This is a genomic window from Kitasatospora setae KM-6054, assembly GCF_000269985.1.
GTDB classification, from domain to species: Bacteria; Actinomycetota; Actinomycetes; order Streptomycetales; family Streptomycetaceae; genus Kitasatospora; species Kitasatospora setae.
Genome location: NC_016109.1, coordinates 1,582,879 through 1,599,569 on the forward strand (window position 1 = coordinate 1,582,879; position 16,691 = coordinate 1,599,569).

At 72.4% G+C, this 16,691-nt stretch carries 13 protein-coding genes and 1 pseudogene; 3 read left to right on the forward strand and 11 right to left on the reverse strand.

The genetic code is table 11. The annotated features are described in order from the left end of the window. Positions 1-79 precede the first annotated feature (79 nt). Positions 80-1,045, forward strand: coding sequence for a LysR family transcriptional regulator (locus KSE_RS06935; RefSeq protein WP_081539339.1), 966 nt, complete (start codon positions 80-82; stop codon positions 1,043-1,045). Here the strand turns inward: KSE_RS06935 and KSE_RS06940 are convergent. The 4 genes from KSE_RS06940 to KSE_RS06955 form a co-directional block, all read right to left on the reverse strand. Next, the gene (locus KSE_RS06940) at positions 1,018-1,524 is read right to left on the reverse strand and encodes a GNAT family N-acetyltransferase (RefSeq protein WP_014134577.1); all 507 of its coding nucleotides are present in this window, start codon (positions 1,522-1,524) and stop codon (positions 1,018-1,020) included. The genes KSE_RS06935 and KSE_RS06940 overlap by 28 nt on opposite strands. A gap of 170 nt (positions 1,525-1,694) precedes the next feature. After that, the gene (gene aspS, locus KSE_RS06945; protein ID WP_014134578.1) at positions 1,695-3,497 is read right to left on the reverse strand and encodes an aspartate--tRNA ligase; all 1,803 of its coding nucleotides are present in this window, start codon (positions 3,495-3,497) and stop codon (positions 1,695-1,697) included. Then, the gene (gene hisS, locus KSE_RS06950; protein WP_033258148.1) at positions 3,494-4,756 is read right to left on the reverse strand and encodes a histidine--tRNA ligase; all 1,263 of its coding nucleotides are present in this window, start codon (positions 4,754-4,756) and stop codon (positions 3,494-3,496) included. The genes aspS and hisS overlap by 4 nt, the downstream gene beginning before the upstream one ends. An 11-nt stretch (positions 4,757-4,767) precedes the next feature. Further along, positions 4,768-5,475: an MBL fold metallo-hydrolase gene (locus KSE_RS06955; protein WP_014134580.1), complete on the reverse strand. Its 708-nt coding sequence runs from the start codon at positions 5,473-5,475 to the stop codon at positions 4,768-4,770. A 227-nt stretch (positions 5,476-5,702) separates the two neighbouring features. Between KSE_RS06955 and KSE_RS06960 the strand changes: the two genes are divergently transcribed. Together KSE_RS06960 and KSE_RS06965 are read left to right on the forward strand one after the other, a co-directional pair. After that, a complete protein-coding gene (locus KSE_RS06960; protein WP_014134581.1) occupies positions 5,703-6,455 on the forward strand; it encodes a peptidylprolyl isomerase in 753 nt (250 codons plus the stop codon). A gap of 207 nt (positions 6,456-6,662) precedes the next feature. Beyond that, positions 6,663-7,892 carry a DUF349 domain-containing protein gene (locus tag KSE_RS06965; RefSeq protein ID WP_014134582.1) on the forward strand — a complete coding sequence of 410 codons (1,230 nt, stop codon included), beginning with the start codon at positions 6,663-6,665 and terminating at the stop codon, positions 7,890-7,892. A 60-nt stretch (positions 7,893-7,952) separates the two neighbouring features. On the opposite strand, the gene KSE_RS06970 is transcribed toward KSE_RS06965, so the two are convergent. The 7 genes and pseudogenes from KSE_RS06970 to ruvB all read right to left on the reverse strand — a co-directional run bounded on the left by KSE_RS06970 (position 7,953) and on the right by ruvB (position 16,638). Further along, the gene (locus KSE_RS06970) at positions 7,953-8,756 is read right to left on the reverse strand and encodes a hypothetical protein (protein WP_148283071.1); all 804 of its coding nucleotides are present in this window, start codon (positions 8,754-8,756) and stop codon (positions 7,953-7,955) included. Between the two features lie 107 nt (positions 8,757-8,863). After that, positions 8,864-11,158, reverse strand: a pseudogene (locus tag KSE_RS06975) (RelA/SpoT family protein); the annotation flags it as partial. A gap of 185 nt (positions 11,159-11,343) precedes the next feature. Beyond that, positions 11,344-11,898: an adenine phosphoribosyltransferase gene (locus KSE_RS06980; protein ID WP_014134585.1), complete on the reverse strand. Its 555-nt coding sequence runs from the start codon at positions 11,896-11,898 to the stop codon at positions 11,344-11,346. A gap of 20 nt (positions 11,899-11,918) precedes the next feature. Then, positions 11,919-13,040, reverse strand: coding sequence for a protein translocase subunit SecF (gene secF / locus KSE_RS06985; protein ID WP_014134586.1), 1,122 nt, complete (start codon positions 13,038-13,040; stop codon positions 11,919-11,921). A gap of 3 nt (positions 13,041-13,043) precedes the next feature. Further along, positions 13,044-14,828, reverse strand: coding sequence for a protein translocase subunit SecD (gene secD, locus KSE_RS06990; RefSeq protein ID WP_014134587.1), 1,785 nt, complete (start codon positions 14,826-14,828; stop codon positions 13,044-13,046). Between the two features lie 147 nt (positions 14,829-14,975). Further along, on the reverse strand, positions 14,976-15,368 hold the full coding sequence (gene yajC / locus KSE_RS06995; protein ID WP_014134588.1) for a preprotein translocase subunit YajC: 393 nt from the start codon (positions 15,366-15,368) through the stop codon (positions 14,976-14,978). 184 nt (positions 15,369-15,552) lie between these two features. After that, positions 15,553-16,638, reverse strand: coding sequence for a Holliday junction branch migration DNA helicase RuvB (gene ruvB, locus KSE_RS07000; protein ID WP_106437611.1), 1,086 nt, complete (start codon positions 16,636-16,638; stop codon positions 15,553-15,555). Positions 16,639-16,691 lie beyond the last annotated feature (53 nt).

Genomic DNA, 16,691 nt, shown 5'->3' on the forward strand with positions numbered 1-16,691 from the left:
GGTCGCGCCGGGGAAGGCCGGACAACTGTGCGACACCCCGGTGGTCCCGGTCCAATGCATTGGTCCATAACCTGGCGGCATGGATGTGGACACCCGGATGTTGCGCTGCCTCGCGGTGGTCGGCGAGGAGGGCCAGCTGACCTCGGCGGCGGCCCGGCTGGGCGTGAGCCAGCCGACGCTGACCAAGCAGGTGCGGGCGCTGGAGCGGGAGTTGGGGGTGGAGCTGTTCCACCGCTCGCGGGCCGGGATGACGCCGACGGCGGCCGGCGCGGAGCTGCTGGCGCGCGCGGCGCCGCTGCTGGCCGGCTGGGAGGAGGCGCTGCGGGCGGTCCGGCGGGCGGCGGCCGGGGCGGGCGGGGAGCTGCGGGTCGGCTTCGAGGGCTCGACGATCAACCTGCTGGGCCGGGCCGCGGTGGAGGACTTCGCCCGCCGGATGCCGGGCTGGCGGCTCCGGATGCGGCAGAACGACTGGTTCGACGAGTCCTCCGGCCTGGCCTCCGGCGTGCTGGACCTGGCGCTGTGGCACGCCCCGGCGGCGCTGGCCGAGCGGTACGCGTGCCTGCCGCTGGGCACCGAGGAGCGCTGGGTGGTGGTGGCGGCCGACCACCGGCTGGCCGACCGGTCCGAGGTGGACGCGGCGGAGCTGTGGGACGAGCCGTTCGTGGCGATCCCGGAGCAGTCCGGGGCCTGGCGCGGCTACTGGCTGGGCGGTCCGGAGCGCGGCGAGCGGCCGGTGCGGATCGGCGCGGTGGCGCACAACGCGGACGAGTGGATGGCCGCGGTGGCCTGCGGGCAGGGGATCGGCTTCGCGCCGCGCTCGGTGGGCCGCCGGGCGGGCCGTCCGGACGTGCGCTGCCTGCCGGTGCGCGGGCTGGGCCCGAGCCTGGTGGGGCTGTTCCGGCTGCCGGGGCGGCCGGCCACGCCGGCCATGGAGGCGTTCGCCGAGTCCTGCCGGCTGCACCTGGAGGTGCAGTTCCGGGCGACCGGTGGCGGCCGGTCCCCCGAAGCGGCGGCCGCTCAGACCTCGGCGAACGGCGCGGGGTAGCGGCACACGCCGTGCGGGACGCCGTCGGCGCCGGGCAGCGGCAGGGCCTGGAAGTACGTCTCCGGGACGTCGAACGGGCCGGTGATCCGGTGCCCGGCGGCCGGGGTGAAGCCGAACCGGCCGTAGTAGTCCGGGTCGCCGAGCACCACCACGACGCGCTCGCCGGCCTGGGCGGCGGCGTCCAGCGCGGCCCGCACCACGGCGGTGCCGACGCCCTTGCGCTGCCACTCGGGGGCGACCGCGACGGGCGCGAGCGCGAGGCCCTTGCCGTTGCCGATCCGCAGCCGGGTGAGCAGCGCGTGGCCGATGACGACCTCGCGGTCGTCCACCGCGACCAGCGAGAGGGCGGGCAGCCAGGCGGCGTCGCGGCGCAGCGCGTCCACCAGGTCCGCTTCCTCGGGGCCGGGGAAGGCCGCCATGTGCACCCGCCGCGTCTCGGCGGTGTCGGAGGGGAGTTCGACTCTGGTTCGTACGGTCATCCTTGACCCTTCTTGCGCTCTGCACCCCGTTGTGCGGCCCACCGGGTGGTGCAGCGTTCCGGCCCCGGGCGGTGGCAGCCTACTCCTGGTGGCCGCGCACCGGCCGGGGCCGGGACGAATCGTGATCTTTGTGATGCGCCGTCAGGACCGGACGGTCACCTGACGGTGGGTCAGGCGCCGCTCTCCGCCTCGGACTTGACGCCGTCCTTGGCGCCGTCCTTGGCCTTGGGCTGGGCGTCCACGCCGGCCTCCCGGCGCTGGGCCGGGGTGATGGTGGTGGGGGCGCCGGTCAGCGGGTCGCCGCCGGTGGAGGTCTTCGGGAAGGCGATGACGTCCCGGATGGTGTCGTAGCCGCCCAGCAGGGTGACCACGCGGTCCAGGCCGAGCGCGATGCCGCCGTGCGGCGGCGGGCCGTAGTTGAAGGCGTCCAGCAGGAAGCCGAACTGCGCGGCCGCCTCCTCCTCGGACAGGCCGATCGCGTCGAACGCCCGCTTCTGCACGTCGCGCTGGTGGATGCGGATCGAACCGCCGCCCAGCTCCGAGCCGTTCAGCACCAGGTCGTACGCGTTGGAGAGCGCGCTGCCCGGGTCGGTGTCGAAGGTGGCGAGCGACTCGGCGGTCGGCGCGGTGAACGGGTGGTGCACGGCGTGCCAGCCCTGGAACTCGCCCTTGTCGTCCTCGATCGGCTCGAACATCGGGAAGTCCACGACCCAGAGGAACGCCCACTGGGACTCGTCGATCAGGTCGCAGCGGCGGCCGATCTCCAGCCGGGCGGCGCCGAGCAGCTCCTGCGAGGCGGTCTTCTTGCCGGCGGCGAAGAACACCGCGTCGCCCGGCTTGGCGCCGGCCGCGGCGGCCAGGCCGGCCAGGTGCTCCTCGGACAGGTTCTTGGCGACCGGGCCGCGCAGCTCGCCGGTCTCGGCGTCCACCAGGACGTACGCGAGGCCGCGGGCGCCGCGGGCCTTCGCCCAGTCCTGCCAGGCGTCGAGCTGCTTGCGGGGCTGCGAGGCGCCGCCGGGCATCACGACCGCGCCGACGTACGGGGCCTGGAAGACCCGGAACTCGGTGCCCTGGAAGTACGCGGTGAGGTCGGTCAGCTCCTGGCCGAAGCGGACGTCCGGCTTGTCGGAGCCGTAGCGGGCCATCGCGTCGGCGTAGGCCAGCCGGGGCAGCGGGTCGGGGATCTCGTACCCGTGCACGTCCTTCCAGATCCGGCCGACGATCTTCTCGCCGAGCGCCAGGACGTCCTCCTGGTCGACGAACGACGCCTCGATGTCGAGCTGGGTGAACTCGGGCTGCCGGTCGGCCCGGAAGTCCTCGTCGCGGAAGCAGCGGGCGATCTGGTAGTACCGCTCCATGCCGGCCACCATCAGCAGCTGCTTGAACAGCTGCGGCGACTGCGGCAGGGCGTACCAGTGGCCCGGCTGGAGGCGGACCGGGACGAGGAAGTCGCGGGCGCCCTCGGGGGTGGAGCGGGTCAGGTACGGGGTCTCGATGTCGAGGAAGTCGTTCTCCTCCATCACCGTGCGGATGATGTGGTTGACCTTCGAGCGCAGCCGCAGCGCGCGGGCCGGGCCCTCGCGGCGCAGGTCGAGGTAGCGGTAGCGCAGCCGCACCTCCTCGTTGACCGAGCCGGGCTCGTACTCGGCGACCTGGAACGGCAGCGGCGCGGCCTCGGACAGCACCTCGATCGACTCGACGACGACCTCGACGGCGCCGGTCGGGATGTCCGGGTTCTCGTTGCCCTCCGGGCGGACCCGGACCTCGCCGACCACCTTGACGCAGTACTCGGAGCGCAGCCCGTGCACCGACTCCAGGTCGCGGACCACGACCTGCACGGTGCCCGAGGCGTCGCGCAGGTCGATGAAGGCCACACCGCCGTGGTCGCGGCGGCGGGCCACCCAGCCGGCCAGGGTGACGGTGGTGCCGGCCTGCTCCGCGCGGAGCGTGCCCGCGTCGTGCGTGCGGATCACAGCTGCTTCTCCTTCAGGGTGGTGACGAGCGCCGCGAGGGCGACGGGGGTCTGCTCGCCGGTGGTCAGGTCCTTGAGCTGGACGACGCCCTCGGCGAGGTCCCGGTCGCCGGCGATCAGCGCGAAGCGGGCGCCGGAGCGGTCGGCGGACTTCATGGCGTTCTTGATGCTCTTGACGCCGAACGCCAGGTCGGTGGCCACGCCGGCCCGGCGCAGCTCCACCACCTTGGCGAACAGCACGTTCTTGGCCTCCTCGCCGAGCGCGACGACGTACACCGAGGTGGCGGCGGGCAGGTCGAGGGCGACGCCCTCGGCCTCCAGCGCGAGGTAGCTGCGGTCCACGCCGAGCGCCCAGCCGACCGAGGGCAGCGCCGGGCCGCCGATCATCTCGGACAGGCCGTCGTAGCGGCCGCCGCCGCCGATCGCGGACTGCGCGCCGAGGCCGTCGTGCACGAACTCGAAGGTGGTCCGGGTGTAGTAGTCCAGGCCGCGGACCAGCTTGGGGTCGTCGACGAAGGCGACGCCGTTGGCGGTGAGCAGTTCGCGCACCTTCGCGTCGTACGCCTTGCACTCCTCGCAGAGGTGGTCGCGCAGCTTGGGCGCGTCGCCGAGCTGGGCCTGCACCGACTCGCGCTTGTCGTCCAGCACCCGCAGCGGGTTGATCTCCGCGCGGCGGCGGGTCTCCTCGTCCAGGTCGAGCCCGGCCAGGAAGGCGACCAGGGCGGCCCGGTAGGCCGGGCGGCAGCGCTGGTCGCCGAGCGAGTTGAGCAGCAGCCGGTAGTCGCGCAGCCCGAGCGAGCGGAAGGCGTCGTCGGCCAGGATGATCAACTCGGCGTCCAGCGCCGGGTCCTCGGCGCCGATCGCCTCCGCGCCGACCTGCGCGAACTGGCGGTAGCGGCCCTTCTGGGCGCGCTCGTAGCGGTAGTACGAGCCGGAGTACCAGAGCTTGACCGGCAGGTTGCCCTGCTTGTGCAGGTTCGCCTGGAGCGCGGCGCGCAGCACCGAGGCGGTGCCCTCGGGGCGCAGCGCGAGCTCGTCGCCGCCCTTGGTGGTGAGGTTGTACATCTCCTTGGTGACGATGTCGGTGGACTCGCCGACACCGCGGGAGAACAGCTTGACGTCCTCGAAGACCGGGGTCTCGATGTACCCGTACCCGGCGCGGCGGGCGGGCGCGGAGAGGCGCTCGCGGATCGCCAGGAAGGTCGCCGACTCGGGCGGGAGCAGGTCGTAGGTGCCCTTGGGGGCGGTGAAGGTGCTCAACTTCTCTTCCGTCACATTCCTCGTCGCGGGAAGGCCGGCGCGCCCGGCGCACCGCCCGCCTGCCGGAGGTAGGGGTTGGTGGCGCGCTCACGGCCGATGGTGGTCTGGGAGCCGTGGCCGGAGAGCACCACGGTCGCGTCGTCGAGGGGCAGGCACACCCGGGCCAGCGAGCGCATGATCGCCGCGCTGTCCCCGCCCGGGAGGTCGGTACGCCCGATGGAGCCGGCGAACAGCAGGTCGCCCGAGAACAGCACCGGCGGAACCTCCGCCGACGCGGGCGTCCTGAACGTCACCGACCCCCCGGTATGGCCGGGGGCGTGGTCGACGGTGAGGTGCAGCCCGGCGAGCTCCAGCACGCCGCCGTCGGTCAACTCGCGGACGTCGTCCGGTTCGCCGACGGTGATCGAGCCCATCAGCTGCTGCCCGAGCGAGCGGCCCAGGGCCTTCTCCGGGTCGGCCAGCATGTAGCGGTCCTCGGGGTGGATCCAGGCCGGGACGCCGCGCGCGCCGCAGACCGGGACGACCGAGGCGACGTGGTCGATGTGCCCGTGGGTGAGCAGTACCGCGACCGGCTTGAGCCGGTGCTCGCGGATCAACTCCTCGACCCCGGCGGCCGCTTCGTGGCCCGGGTCGACGATCACGCACTCCTCGCCGGCGGCGGGTGCGACCAGGTAGCAGTTGGTGCCCCAGGCCCCGGCGGGGAATCCGGCGACGAACACGCGAGTCCTTACGTTCCATGCGGTGGCGGTCTGCTTTTCCCCCGCAGCCTACCGGCGGCACCGGGCCGCGGGCGAACCGGTTGTCCGGTGCGTTCAGCCCTTTCTCATGTCGCGCTGATCCCGTCCTGACGCGCGGGGTCCTTACACTGGGCCGCCTGCGGGTGCGATGATCCGCACACGACAGCAGCAACTCCCCCATCCACACCGTCCAGCAGGAGAAACGTCCGGTGGTCACCAGCGAACAGCGGCGGCGGCAGCTCGCCCGTGAGAAGTACGAGCGCCAGGCGCAGGCGCGCGCCGAGGCGGCCGCCAAGCGCAGGCGGCGCAACGCGATCGTGGCCGGCGCCCTGGCCGTCGTGGTGGTGGGCGGCATCGCGACCGTCGCCAGCGGCGCGCTCGACTCGGACGACAAGAAGGACTCCAAGGCCGCCTCGGCCGCGCCGAGTCCGTCGGCCTCCGGCAAGCAGTGGGCGGCCGAGCCGGCCATGACGATCGACACCGCGGCCGCCTACACCGCGACGTTGGACACCTCGGCGGGCAAGGTCACCTTCTCGCTGGACGCGGCGAAGGCCCCGCACACGGTCAACTCCTTCGCGTTCCTGGCCGGTCAGCAGTTCTGGGACAACACGAAGTGCCACCGGCTGACCACGCAGGGCATCTACGTCCTGCAGTGCGGTGACCCGACCGGCACCGGAACCGGCGGCCCCGGCTACCAGTTCGCCGACGAGAACCTGACCGGCGCCACCTACCCGGCGGGCACCGTGGCGATGGCCAACTCCGGCGCGAACACCAACGGCAGCCAGTTCTTCCTGGTCTACAAGGACACCCAACTGCCGCCCAGCTACACCCCGTTCGGCAAGATCACCGGCGGCCTCGACGTGCTGCAGAAGATCGCCGACGCGGGCGTCCAGGGCGGCGGCGGCGACGGCGCGCCGGCCACGCCGGTCAAGGTCGCGAGCATCACCACCGCCAAGGGCTGACCCGCCGCGAAAATCGACCGGCGCCGGATGCGGACAGCACCGGCGCTGGTCGCCTATGTTGCTGTTGTATAGGGTGCCCTGACCGTCGGCCGTCACCCTCGGCGCGACACCACGACGGCTCGGGACGGCGGACTCCATCGGTCCGCCGCACATCAACTGTGGACGACGCTCCCGCCCGTGGGCGTGGCGTCATGTGGAGGAGGCGCTGTGAGCAGCGACCCGTGGGGCCGTGTCGACGAGCAGGGGAACGTCTACGTGAGGACGGCCGACGGCGAACGCCAGGTCGGCTCCTGGCAGGCCGGCTCCCCCGAGGAGGCCCTCGCCTACTTCGAGCGCAAGTTCCAGGGCCTGGAGGCGGAGATCGCCCTCCTGGAGCACCGGGTGCGCAAGACCGACCTGGCCGCCAAGGAGGCGCAGACCGCGCTCGACCACCTGCGCGCGCAGGTCGTCGAGGCGCACGCGGTCGGCGACCTGGACGCGCTCGCCAAGCGCCTGGAGACCCTGGCCGGCGAGATCGAGACCCGGCAGGGCGAGCGCAAGGCCGCCAAGGCGAAGGCCCAGGAGGAGACCCGGGCCGCCAAGGAGGCGCTGGTCGCCGAGGCCGAGCAGCTCGCCGAGTCCAACCAGTGGCGGGAGGCCGGCGACCGGCTGCGCGCCCTGGTCGACAACTGGAAGGCGCTGCCGCGGCTGGACCGCAAGAGCGACGACGAGCTGTGGCACCGCTTCTCGCACGCCCGCTCGGTGTTCTCCAAGCACCGCAAGTCGCACTTCGCGGCGCTCGACTCGGAGCGCGACTCGGCCCGCGCGGTGAAGGAGAAGCTGGTCGCCGAGGCCGAGGCGCTGTCCGGCTCCACCGAGTGGGGCCCGACGGCCGCCGCCTACCGGGACCTGATGACGCAGTGGAAGGCGGCCGGCCGCGCCCAGCGGGACGCGGAGGAGGAGCTGTGGGCCCGCTTCCGCGGCGCCCAGGACGTCTTCTTCCAGGCCCGGTCCGCCGCGTTCTCCGAGCGCGACGCCGAGCAGGGCGAGAACCAGAAGGCCAAGGAGGCGCTGCTGGTCGAGGCCGAGGCGATCCTGCCGATCACCGACCTGAAGGCCGCCAAGGCCGCGCTGCGCGAGATCTCCGAGCGCTGGGAGGCGATCGGCCACGTCCCGCGCGACGCCCGTCCGAAGCTGGACGGCCGGCTGGGCGCCGTGGAGCGCGCCGTCCGCGAGGCCGAGGAGGCCGAGTGGCAGCGCTCCAACCCGGAGGCGCGGGCCCGCGCCACCGGCATGACCACCCTGCTGCAGGCCGCCGTGGACAAGCTCCGCGCCGACCTGGACAAGGCGCGGGCCGCGGGCAACGCGTCCAGGGCCGCCAAGCTGGAGGCCGAGCTGGAGGGCCGCCAGGCGCTGCTCGACCAGGCGCAGAAGTCGCTGCAGGAGTTCACCTCCTGATCCGGCGCACCCGCCGCGAGGGGCCCCCGTCCGCACCGGACGGGGGCCCCTCGCGCGTGCTCAGACCACGCTGGCGGAGGGTTCGGGCGAGCCCAGCCGGTCCAGGTCGAGGCTCTGGTCGGGTCCGGGGGTGGCGCTGGGCACCGGGGTGCCGAACTCGCTGAACTCGACCGAGCCGGTGCTCTTCTCCAGCTTCAGCGGTACCGGGTCGCCGGTGGCGGCCACGTACAGGGTGCCGGTGCCGCTGCCGGCGTCGCCGGCCAGCGGGAGCGCGGGGCGGCCCTGGACGGTGGTGGGCTCGCCCTTGGTGAGTTCGCTCCGGGCGCCGCCGAGCTGGTCGGCGATGGTGTTCAGGTCGCACAGTTCGGCGATGTCCCCGAAGTCGGGGTCGTCGGCGGTGGTCTTCAGGTACCGGTCGCCGACCAGGTCGGACATCGCGCTGCCGCCGTGGCCCGCCCAGAACGCGGCGTCCGGCTTGACCCACAGGTCGGGGCCGGCCTTGACCACCTGGAAGCCGCCGGTGCCGGACTGGCTGAGCGTGCCGGCGCAGTTCCCGGCGGTGTCGATCCGCAGGTCCATCTCGATCCGGCCGCCCTGGCCGGTGACCGCGCCGGCCACCCGGACGGTGCCGGCCGCCTTGAGCGCCGCCACCGAGCGCTCCAGCGCCTCGTCCGCGGTGAGCCGCTCGACGCCGTTGCCGCCGCCCCGCGAGGCCGCCAGCGGGGACCCCGCCACCGCCCCGCCGGTGGCCGCGGGCGCCACCTGGTTCGCGGCGGCGCTCCCGCCGGTGCTCCCGCAGCCGGCCGCCAGCGCCGCGACGAGCGCCGCGCCCGCCACCGCCGTCGCCACCCGTATCCCGTGCACGCTGCCTCCCGGAAAGCCGACCGCCCCCACCCGGCCAGTGTCGGCGGGGCGGGGGCGGGCGGCGACCGGAGCGGGCGGGGCGCGGTGCGGCGGCGCGGGCGGGGCGGCTACTTGTTGCGCGCCGAGGTGACCCGGTAGACGTCGTACACGCCCTCGACGCCGCGCACCGCCTTGAGCACGTGGCCCAGGTGCTTGGGGTCGCCCATCTCGAAGGTGAACCGGCTCATCGCGACCCGGTCCCGGGAGGTCTGGACGGCCGCCGAGAGGATGTTGACGTGCTGGTCGGAGAGCACCCGGGTGACGTCCGAGAGCAGCCGGGAGCGGTCCAGCGCCTCGACCTGGATCGCGACCAGGAACACCGAGGACTGGGTGGCCGCCCACTCGACCTCGATCATCCGCTCGGGCTGCTGCTGGAGGGACTCCACGTTGACGCAGTCCGCGCGGTGCACCGAGACGCCGTTGCCGCGGGTGATGAAGCCGACGATCGGGTCGCCGGGCACCGGCGTGCAGCAGCGCGCCAGCTTCACCCAGACGTCGTCGACGCCCTTGACGATGACGCCGGGGTCGCCCTTGGCGCGGCGGCGCATCGAGCGCGGCTGGTGCGAGGGGGTGGCGGTCTCGGCGAGGTCCTCGACCGCGCCCTCCTCGCCGCCCATCGCCTGGACCAGCTTCTGCACGATCGCCTGCGCGGCGACGTGGCCCTCGCCGATCGCCGCGTAGAGCGAGGAGATGTCCGGGTAGCGCATCTCGTGGGCGAGGGTGACCAGCGAGTCCCCGGTGAGGATCCGCTGGATCGGCAGGTTCTGCTTGCGCATCGCCCGGGCGATCGACTCCTTGCCCTGCTCGATCGCCTCCTCGCGGCGCTCCTTGGAGAACCAGGCGCGGATCTTGTTCCGGGCCCGGGGCGACTTGACGAAGCTCAGCCAGTCCCGGGACGGGCCGGCGTTCTCCGCCTTGGAGGTGAACACCTCGACGGTGTCGCCGTTCTCCAGGGTCGACTCCAGCGGCACCAGCCGGCCGTTCACCCGGGCGCCGATGCACCGGTAGCCGACCTCGGTGTGCACCGCGAACGCGAAGTCCACCGGGGTGGCCTGCGCGGGCAGCGCTATCACGTCGCCCTTCGGGGTGAAGACGAACACCTCGTTGCTGGACAGGTCGAAGCGCAGCGACTCGAGGAACTCGCTCGGGTCCTCGGTCTCCTTCTGCCAGTCGAGCAGCTGCCGCAGCCAGGCCATCTCGTTGACCGCGTCGGCCTTGTCGTGCTGCCGCCCGTGGGTCGGCGTGTCGGTGCGCACCTTGGACGCGCCGGCCACCGCCCGCTGCTTGTACTTCCAGTGCGCGGCGATGCCGTACTCGGCCCGGCGGTGCATGTCGAAGGTGCGGATCTGCAGCTCGACCGGCTTGCCGCCGGGGCCGATCACCGTGGTGTGCAGCGACTGGTACATGTTGAACTTGGGCATCGCGATGTAGTCCTTGAACCGCCCCGGCACCGGGTTCCACCGCGCGTGGATGGTGCCCAGCGCCGCGTAGCAGTCGCGGACGGTGTCGACCAGGACCCGGATGCCCACCAGGTCGTAGATCTCGGCGAAGTCCCGGCCCCGGACGATCATCTTCTGGTAGACCGAGTAGTAGTGCTTGGGCCGGCCGGTGGTCTGCGCGGTGATCCGGGCCCCGCGCAGGTCGCCCTGCACCTGGTCGATCACGGTGGCCAGGTACTCGTCCCGCTTGGGGGCGCGCTCGGCCACCAGCCGGACGATCTCGTCGTACATCTTGGGGTAGAGGATGGCGAAGGCCAGGTCCTCCAGCTCCCACTTGATGGTGTTCATGCCCAGCCGGTGCGCCAGCGGGGCGTAGATCTCCAGCGTCTCGCGGGCCTTCTTCTCCTGCTTCTCCCGCTTCAGGTAGCGCATCGTGCGCATGTTGTGCAGCCGGTCGGCGAGCTTGATCACCAGCACCCGGGGGTCCTTGGCCATCGCCACGACCATCTTGCGGACGGTCTCCGCCTGCGCGGCCTCGCCGAACTTCACCCGGTCCAGCTTGGTCACGCCGTCGACCAGCAGTGCCACCGAGTCGCCGAAGTCCTGCCGGAGCGTCTCCAGGCCGTAGTCGGTGTCCTCGACGGTGTCGTGCAGCAGCCCGGCCATCAGGGTGGGCGCGTCCATCCCCAGCTCGGCCAGGATGGTGGCCACCGCCAGCGGGTGGGTGATGTACGGGTCGCCGCTCTTGCGCTTCTGCCCGCGGTGCCACTTCTCCGCGACGGCGTAAGCCCGCTCGATGTCCTTCAGCAGCCCGGGGTCGGCCTTGGGGTCGTTGGCCCGGATCGTCCGGAACAGCGGCTCCAGCACCGGGTTGACCATCGAACTGCGCTGTCCGCCCAGCCGCGCAAGCCGAGCCCGCATCCCGCCCTGCGAGGAACGGGAACTGGCGGCAGCGGCCGTGGGCACAACCTCGTCGGGCAAGGACACTCCTACGTCGGATCAACCTTCATCGTACCGACAGCGCGCCCCCGCGCGGCGGCGCGTCCGCCGGGGGAACGCCACCGCCCGGGAACGGATCCGTTCCCGGGCGGTGCTCGAACAGCGGGCCGTCAGACCACGACCAGGGTCTCCAGCGGCGCCCCGTGCAGGTGCGAGGCGAGCTTCGCGCGCCCCGTCAGGAAGCCGAGCTCCATCAGCACGACCACGCCGACCAGCTCGGCCCCGGCCTCCTGGACCAGGTCGAGCGAGGCCGCGATCGTCCCGCCGGTGGCCAGCACGTCGTCCACCACCAGGACCTTCTCGCCCGGCTCGAACGCGTCGCACTGCACCTCCAGCGTCGCCGACCCGTACTCCAGGTCGTACGAGCGGGCGAACACCTCGCCGGGCAGCTTGCCCTTCTTGCGGATCGGGACGAACCCGAGGCCCGCGGCGAACGCCGCCGGCGCGGCCAGCACGAACCCCCGCGCCTCCAGCCCGACCACCTTGGTGGCGCCGAGCTCCCGCGCCCGCTCGGCCAGCGCCCGGGTCAGCGCGCCGAACGCCTCGGCGTCGGCCAGCAGGGGGGCGATGTCCTTGAACAGGACACCCGGCTTCGGGTAGTCCCGCACGTCCCGGATCCGGCTGTTGAGCAGCTCGGACAGGGCGGGGTCGGTGGTGGAGGTCACGGGGGTTCCTTCGCGGAGGGTCAGTGCTTGCCGGACGGCCGTCCCTTGCCGCGGGCGCGGCTGACCGGCTGGTTACGCTGTCCGACCATACCGGCCGCGACCTGCTCCCCGTCGCCGTCCTCGCCCTCGACCTCGTCGAACTCCTCGCCCCTGGCCTCGGCCTCGGCCTTCGCCTTGGCTTCCGAGGCGCGCCGCTGGGCGACCCGCTTGGCCAGCGCCTTCATGTCCGGCGCCTGCTCCTTGAGCTGCGCGAGCAGCGGGGTGGCCACGCAGATGGAGGAGTAGGCACCGGCCGCGAGGCCGATGAACAGGGCCAGCGAGATGTCGTTCAGGGTGCCCGCGCCCAGGAAGCCGCCGCCGATGAAGAGCAGCGCCGAGACCGGGAGCAGGGCGACGACCGTGGTGTTGATGGAGCGCACCAGGGTCTGGTTGAGGCCGTGGTTGGCGGCCTCGCTGTAGGTGCGGCGGGACTGCTTGGTGAGGCCCCGGGTGTTCTCCTTCACGGTGTCGAAGACGACGACCGTGTCGTAGAGCGAGTAGCCGAGGATGGTCAGGAAGCCGATCACGGTGCCCGGGGTGACCTCGAAGCCGACCAGGGCGTAGACGCCGATGGTGATCAGGAGGTCGTGGATCAGGGCGACCAGGGCGGCCACCGCCATCCGCCACTCGAAGGCGATCGCCATGTAGATGGTGACCAGCACCATGAAGACGATCAGGCCGGTCAGCGCCTTCTTGGAGATGTCGGCGCCCCAGGAGGGGCCGATCACCTGGGCGTTGATGTCCTGCTCCTGGACGCCGATCGCCTGCGAGAACTCCTTGGTGAAGGTCGTCGCCGGGATCGACTCCTGGGCGCTGACCTGGATCCGGACGTCACCCTTGTCCGTGGTCTGCGCCAGCGCGGTGTTCGAGCCGATGATCTTGTCGGCGGTGTCCTTCGCCTGCGAGGCCGACAGGCCGGGCTTGTGCACGGTGTAGACCGAGCCGCCCTTGAACTCGATGCCCAGGTGCAGGCCCATGGCCAGGCCGATGCCGGCCACCAGGACGATCACCGCGGAGATCGAGTACCAGATCTTCCGCTTGCCGACGAAGTCGAAGGAGACCTCGCCCTGGTAGAGGCGGTGACCGATGTTGCGGAGCGACATGGGTCAGACCTCCTGGGTGGTGGTGGAACGGCGGCGGGAGCCGCGGATCGGCGGACGGGCGCCGAGCCGCTTCGGGTCCAGGCCGGACCACGGGTGGCCGCTGGCGAAGAACTTGGTACGGGCGAGCAGGGTGATCAGCGGCTTGGTGAACAGGAAGATCACCACGACGTCGAGCAGGGTGGTCAGGCCCAGGGTGAAGGCGAAGCCCTGCACCTTGCCGACCGAGACCAGGTAGAGCACCGCGGCACAGAGGAAGGACACGAAGTCCGACACCAGGATGGTGCGCCGGGCCCGCGGCCAGGCCCGCTGCACGGCGGCCCGGAGCTGGGCGCCCTCGCGGACCTCGTCCCGGATCCGCTCGAAGTAGACGATGAAGGAGTCCGCGGTGATGCCGATCGCGACGATCGCGCCGCAGACCGCGGGCAGGTTCAGCGCGAAGCCGATGCCCGCGCCGAGCAGGCTCATGATCGACCAGGTCAGGACCGCCGAGACGACCAGGCCGGCGATCGAGATCAGGCCCAGGCCGCGGTAGTAGACCAGCGAGTAGGCGACCACCAGGACCATGCCGATCAGACCGGCGATCAGACCGGCCTTCAGCTGCTCGGAGCCGAGCTGCGGGGAGACGGTGGTGACGTCGCTCTTCACGAAGTCCAGCGGGAGCGCGCCGTAGCTCAGCACGTTCGCCAGCGACTTGGCCTCGTCCGAGGTGAAGGTGCCGTTGATCACGGCGTTGCCGCCGGTGATCGACTCCTGCACGTACGGGTGCGAGACGACCTGGCCGTCCAGCACGATCGCGAACTGGTTGGCCGGGGAGGACTGGGTGGCCAGCTGGCCGGTGGTGGCCGCGAAGGCCTTGGAGCCGGTGTCGTTGAACGACAGGTCGACCATCCAGCCCTTGCCGGTCTGGGTGTCGTACACGGCCTGCGCCTTGGTGACGTCCTGGCCGTTGACCGCGACGCCGCCGAGCACGAACTTGTACCAGAGGCCCTGCTCGTCGTTGTACGAGCAGGCGATCGCCGGGGCGGTCGGGTCGTTGGTCTTCTGGTAGTTCAGCCGCTGCGCCTTGTCGCTGCAGTCCAGCGCGGCGTACTTCTGCTGGAGCGCGAGGGTCTCGGCGTCCGGGGTCGGCGCGGCGCTCGGGTTGGCGGCGGGCGCCGAAGCCTGGGCGGAGGCGGACGGCTGGGCCGAGGCCGAGCCGGAGGCGGACGCCGTCGGGTCGGCCTGCAGCGCGCCGGAGAGGGCGCGGCCGGCCTTGGTCGCCGAGGCCGAGGCCGAGGCGGGGGCCGACGCGGAGGCGCTCGGCGAGCCGGCCACGGCGGAGGCGCCGGCCGACGGCGAGGCCGAGGCGCCGCCGGAGGCGCTGGCGGACGGGCTCGGCTGCTGGGCGGCCGCGCCGGACGGCTCGGCGGCCAGCACCGGGCGGAAGTAGAGCTTGGCGGTGTCACCGACCTTGTCGATGGACTGCTGCGTGTTACCACCGTCGGGAATGTTGACGATGATGTTGGCATTGCCCTGGGTCTGGACCTCCGCCTCGGAGACGCCCATGCCGTTGACACGCTTCTGGATGATGTTCACCGCGGTGTCGAGATTGGTCTTGTTGACCGCGGAGGGGTCATCCGACTTCGCGGTCAGCGTGACGCTGGTACCACCGGCGAGGTCGATACCGAGACGGGGCTTGGTGTTGCCCGTCCCGAACATGAGGGCCACAAGGCCGACGGTGACCACCAGGATGAGCGCCAGCGCCCGTCCCGGGTATCCGTCGCGCGACCGCGACTTGGGTGTTGCCACCTTGCTCGTTTCTCCCTGTCCATGCCGCCCGGCGGCCGGCCTCCTCCCCCGCGCGGCGGGAGCGGAGGACGACGGACGCACGACGGCCCAAGAGGTCCTGTTGGGCTTGCGGCGGATGCCGCTGGTCGAGGGTCGCCCCCGACCGTACTACTTGCTCTCGGGAGCCTCGGCGTCGGCCTTCGCCTCGTCCTTGGACAGGCTCAGCGGCTTCTCCTCGGCGTCCGCCTCGACGGCCTCGGCGGCCTCGTCCGACGCATCCTCGGCGGGACGGCCGTTGATGATCGCGTCGTACTCCAGCGGCTCCAGGACGGCCGCGATCGCGCCCTTGGTGTAGTGCGCCACCACACCGGGAGCGACCTCCAGCTCGACGGTCTCGTCGTTGACCGCCTTGACCAGGGCGTACATGCCACCGATGGTGCGGACCCCGGCCCCCGGCTGGAGCGTGCTCTGCATGCTCTGCGCCTGGGCCTGACGCTTCTTCTGCGAGCGCATCATCATGAAGATGGCGAGGAGCGGAAGGAGGAAGATGATGTATTGCACAGCCAGGGTCCTTTGTCGGCCGCCGGTGCGGCGGCCAGTGCGTGTACGTCGGCCCGTCGGGTGACTGGGGCGGTCCGGCGGAGTCTAGGCGACCCGCACTGAACGGACAACGCCAAGCATGCCAGTGTGCCGCCGAAAGTGGCGAGCCTTGGCATGCACATAAACCCCCGATAAGGCGACGGAGTTATGCCTGCCCGTCGGCCCATAGCCCGTTCTGCCGGACGCCCCGCGCCGCCCTCGCCGCCGCCGGTGCCTGCGGCGGGGTCAGCCCCAGGTGCTGCCAGGCCGCCGCGGTGGCGATCCGGCCGCGCGGGGTGCGGGCCAGCAGGCCCTCCCGGACCAGGAAGGGCTCGGCGACCTCCTCGACCGTCTCGGCCTCCTCGCCGACCGCCACCGCCAGGGTCGAGAGGCCCACCGGGCCGCCGCCGAACAGCTTGAGCAGCGCCTCCAGCACCGCCCGGTCCAGCCGGTCCAGGCCGCGCGCGTCGACCTCGTAGACCTCCAGCGCCCGGGCCGCGATCTCCCGGCTGACCAGGCCGTCGTGCCGGACCTGGGCGAAGTCCCGGACCCGGCGCAGCAGCCGGTTGGCGATCCGGGGCGTGCCGCGCGAGCGGCCGGCGATCTCGGCCGCGCCGGCCGGGTCGATCTCGACGTCCAGCAGGCCGGCCGAGCGGTGCACCACCCGCTCCAGCTCGGCCGGGGCGTAGAACTCCATGTGGCCGGTGAAGCCGAACCGGTCGCGCAGCGGCGGCGGCAGCAGGCCGGCCCGGGTGGTCGCGCCGACCAGCGTGAACGGCGGCAGCTCCAGCGGGATGGCGGTGGCGCCGGGGCCCTTGCCGACGATCACGTCGACCCGGAAGTCCTCCATCGCCATGTAGAGCATCTCCTCGGCGGGCCGGGACATCCGGTGGATCTCGTCGAGGAACAGCACCTCGCCCTCGGTCAGCGAGGAGAGGATCGCCGCCAGGTCGCCCGCGTGCTGGATGGCCGGCCCGGAGGTGATCCGGATCGGGGCGTTCAGCTCGGCCGCGATGATCATCGACAGGGTGGTCTTGCCGAGCCCGGGCGGGCCGCTGAGCAGCACGTGGTCCGGCGCGGCGCCGCGCTTGCGGGCCGCCTGGAGGACCAGCGAGAGCTGCTCGCGCACCCGCTCCTGGCCGATGAACTCGTCCAGCAGCTTGGGGCGCAGCGCCGCCTCGACCGCCTGGTCCTCGCCGTCGGCGGACGCCGTCAGCAGGCGGTCAGCGGGGTCGGACTCGTACGGGCTCATCGGTAAACCGCTCTCCATGTCGACTTGGTGACGTGTCGTCACATTGCTCCGGC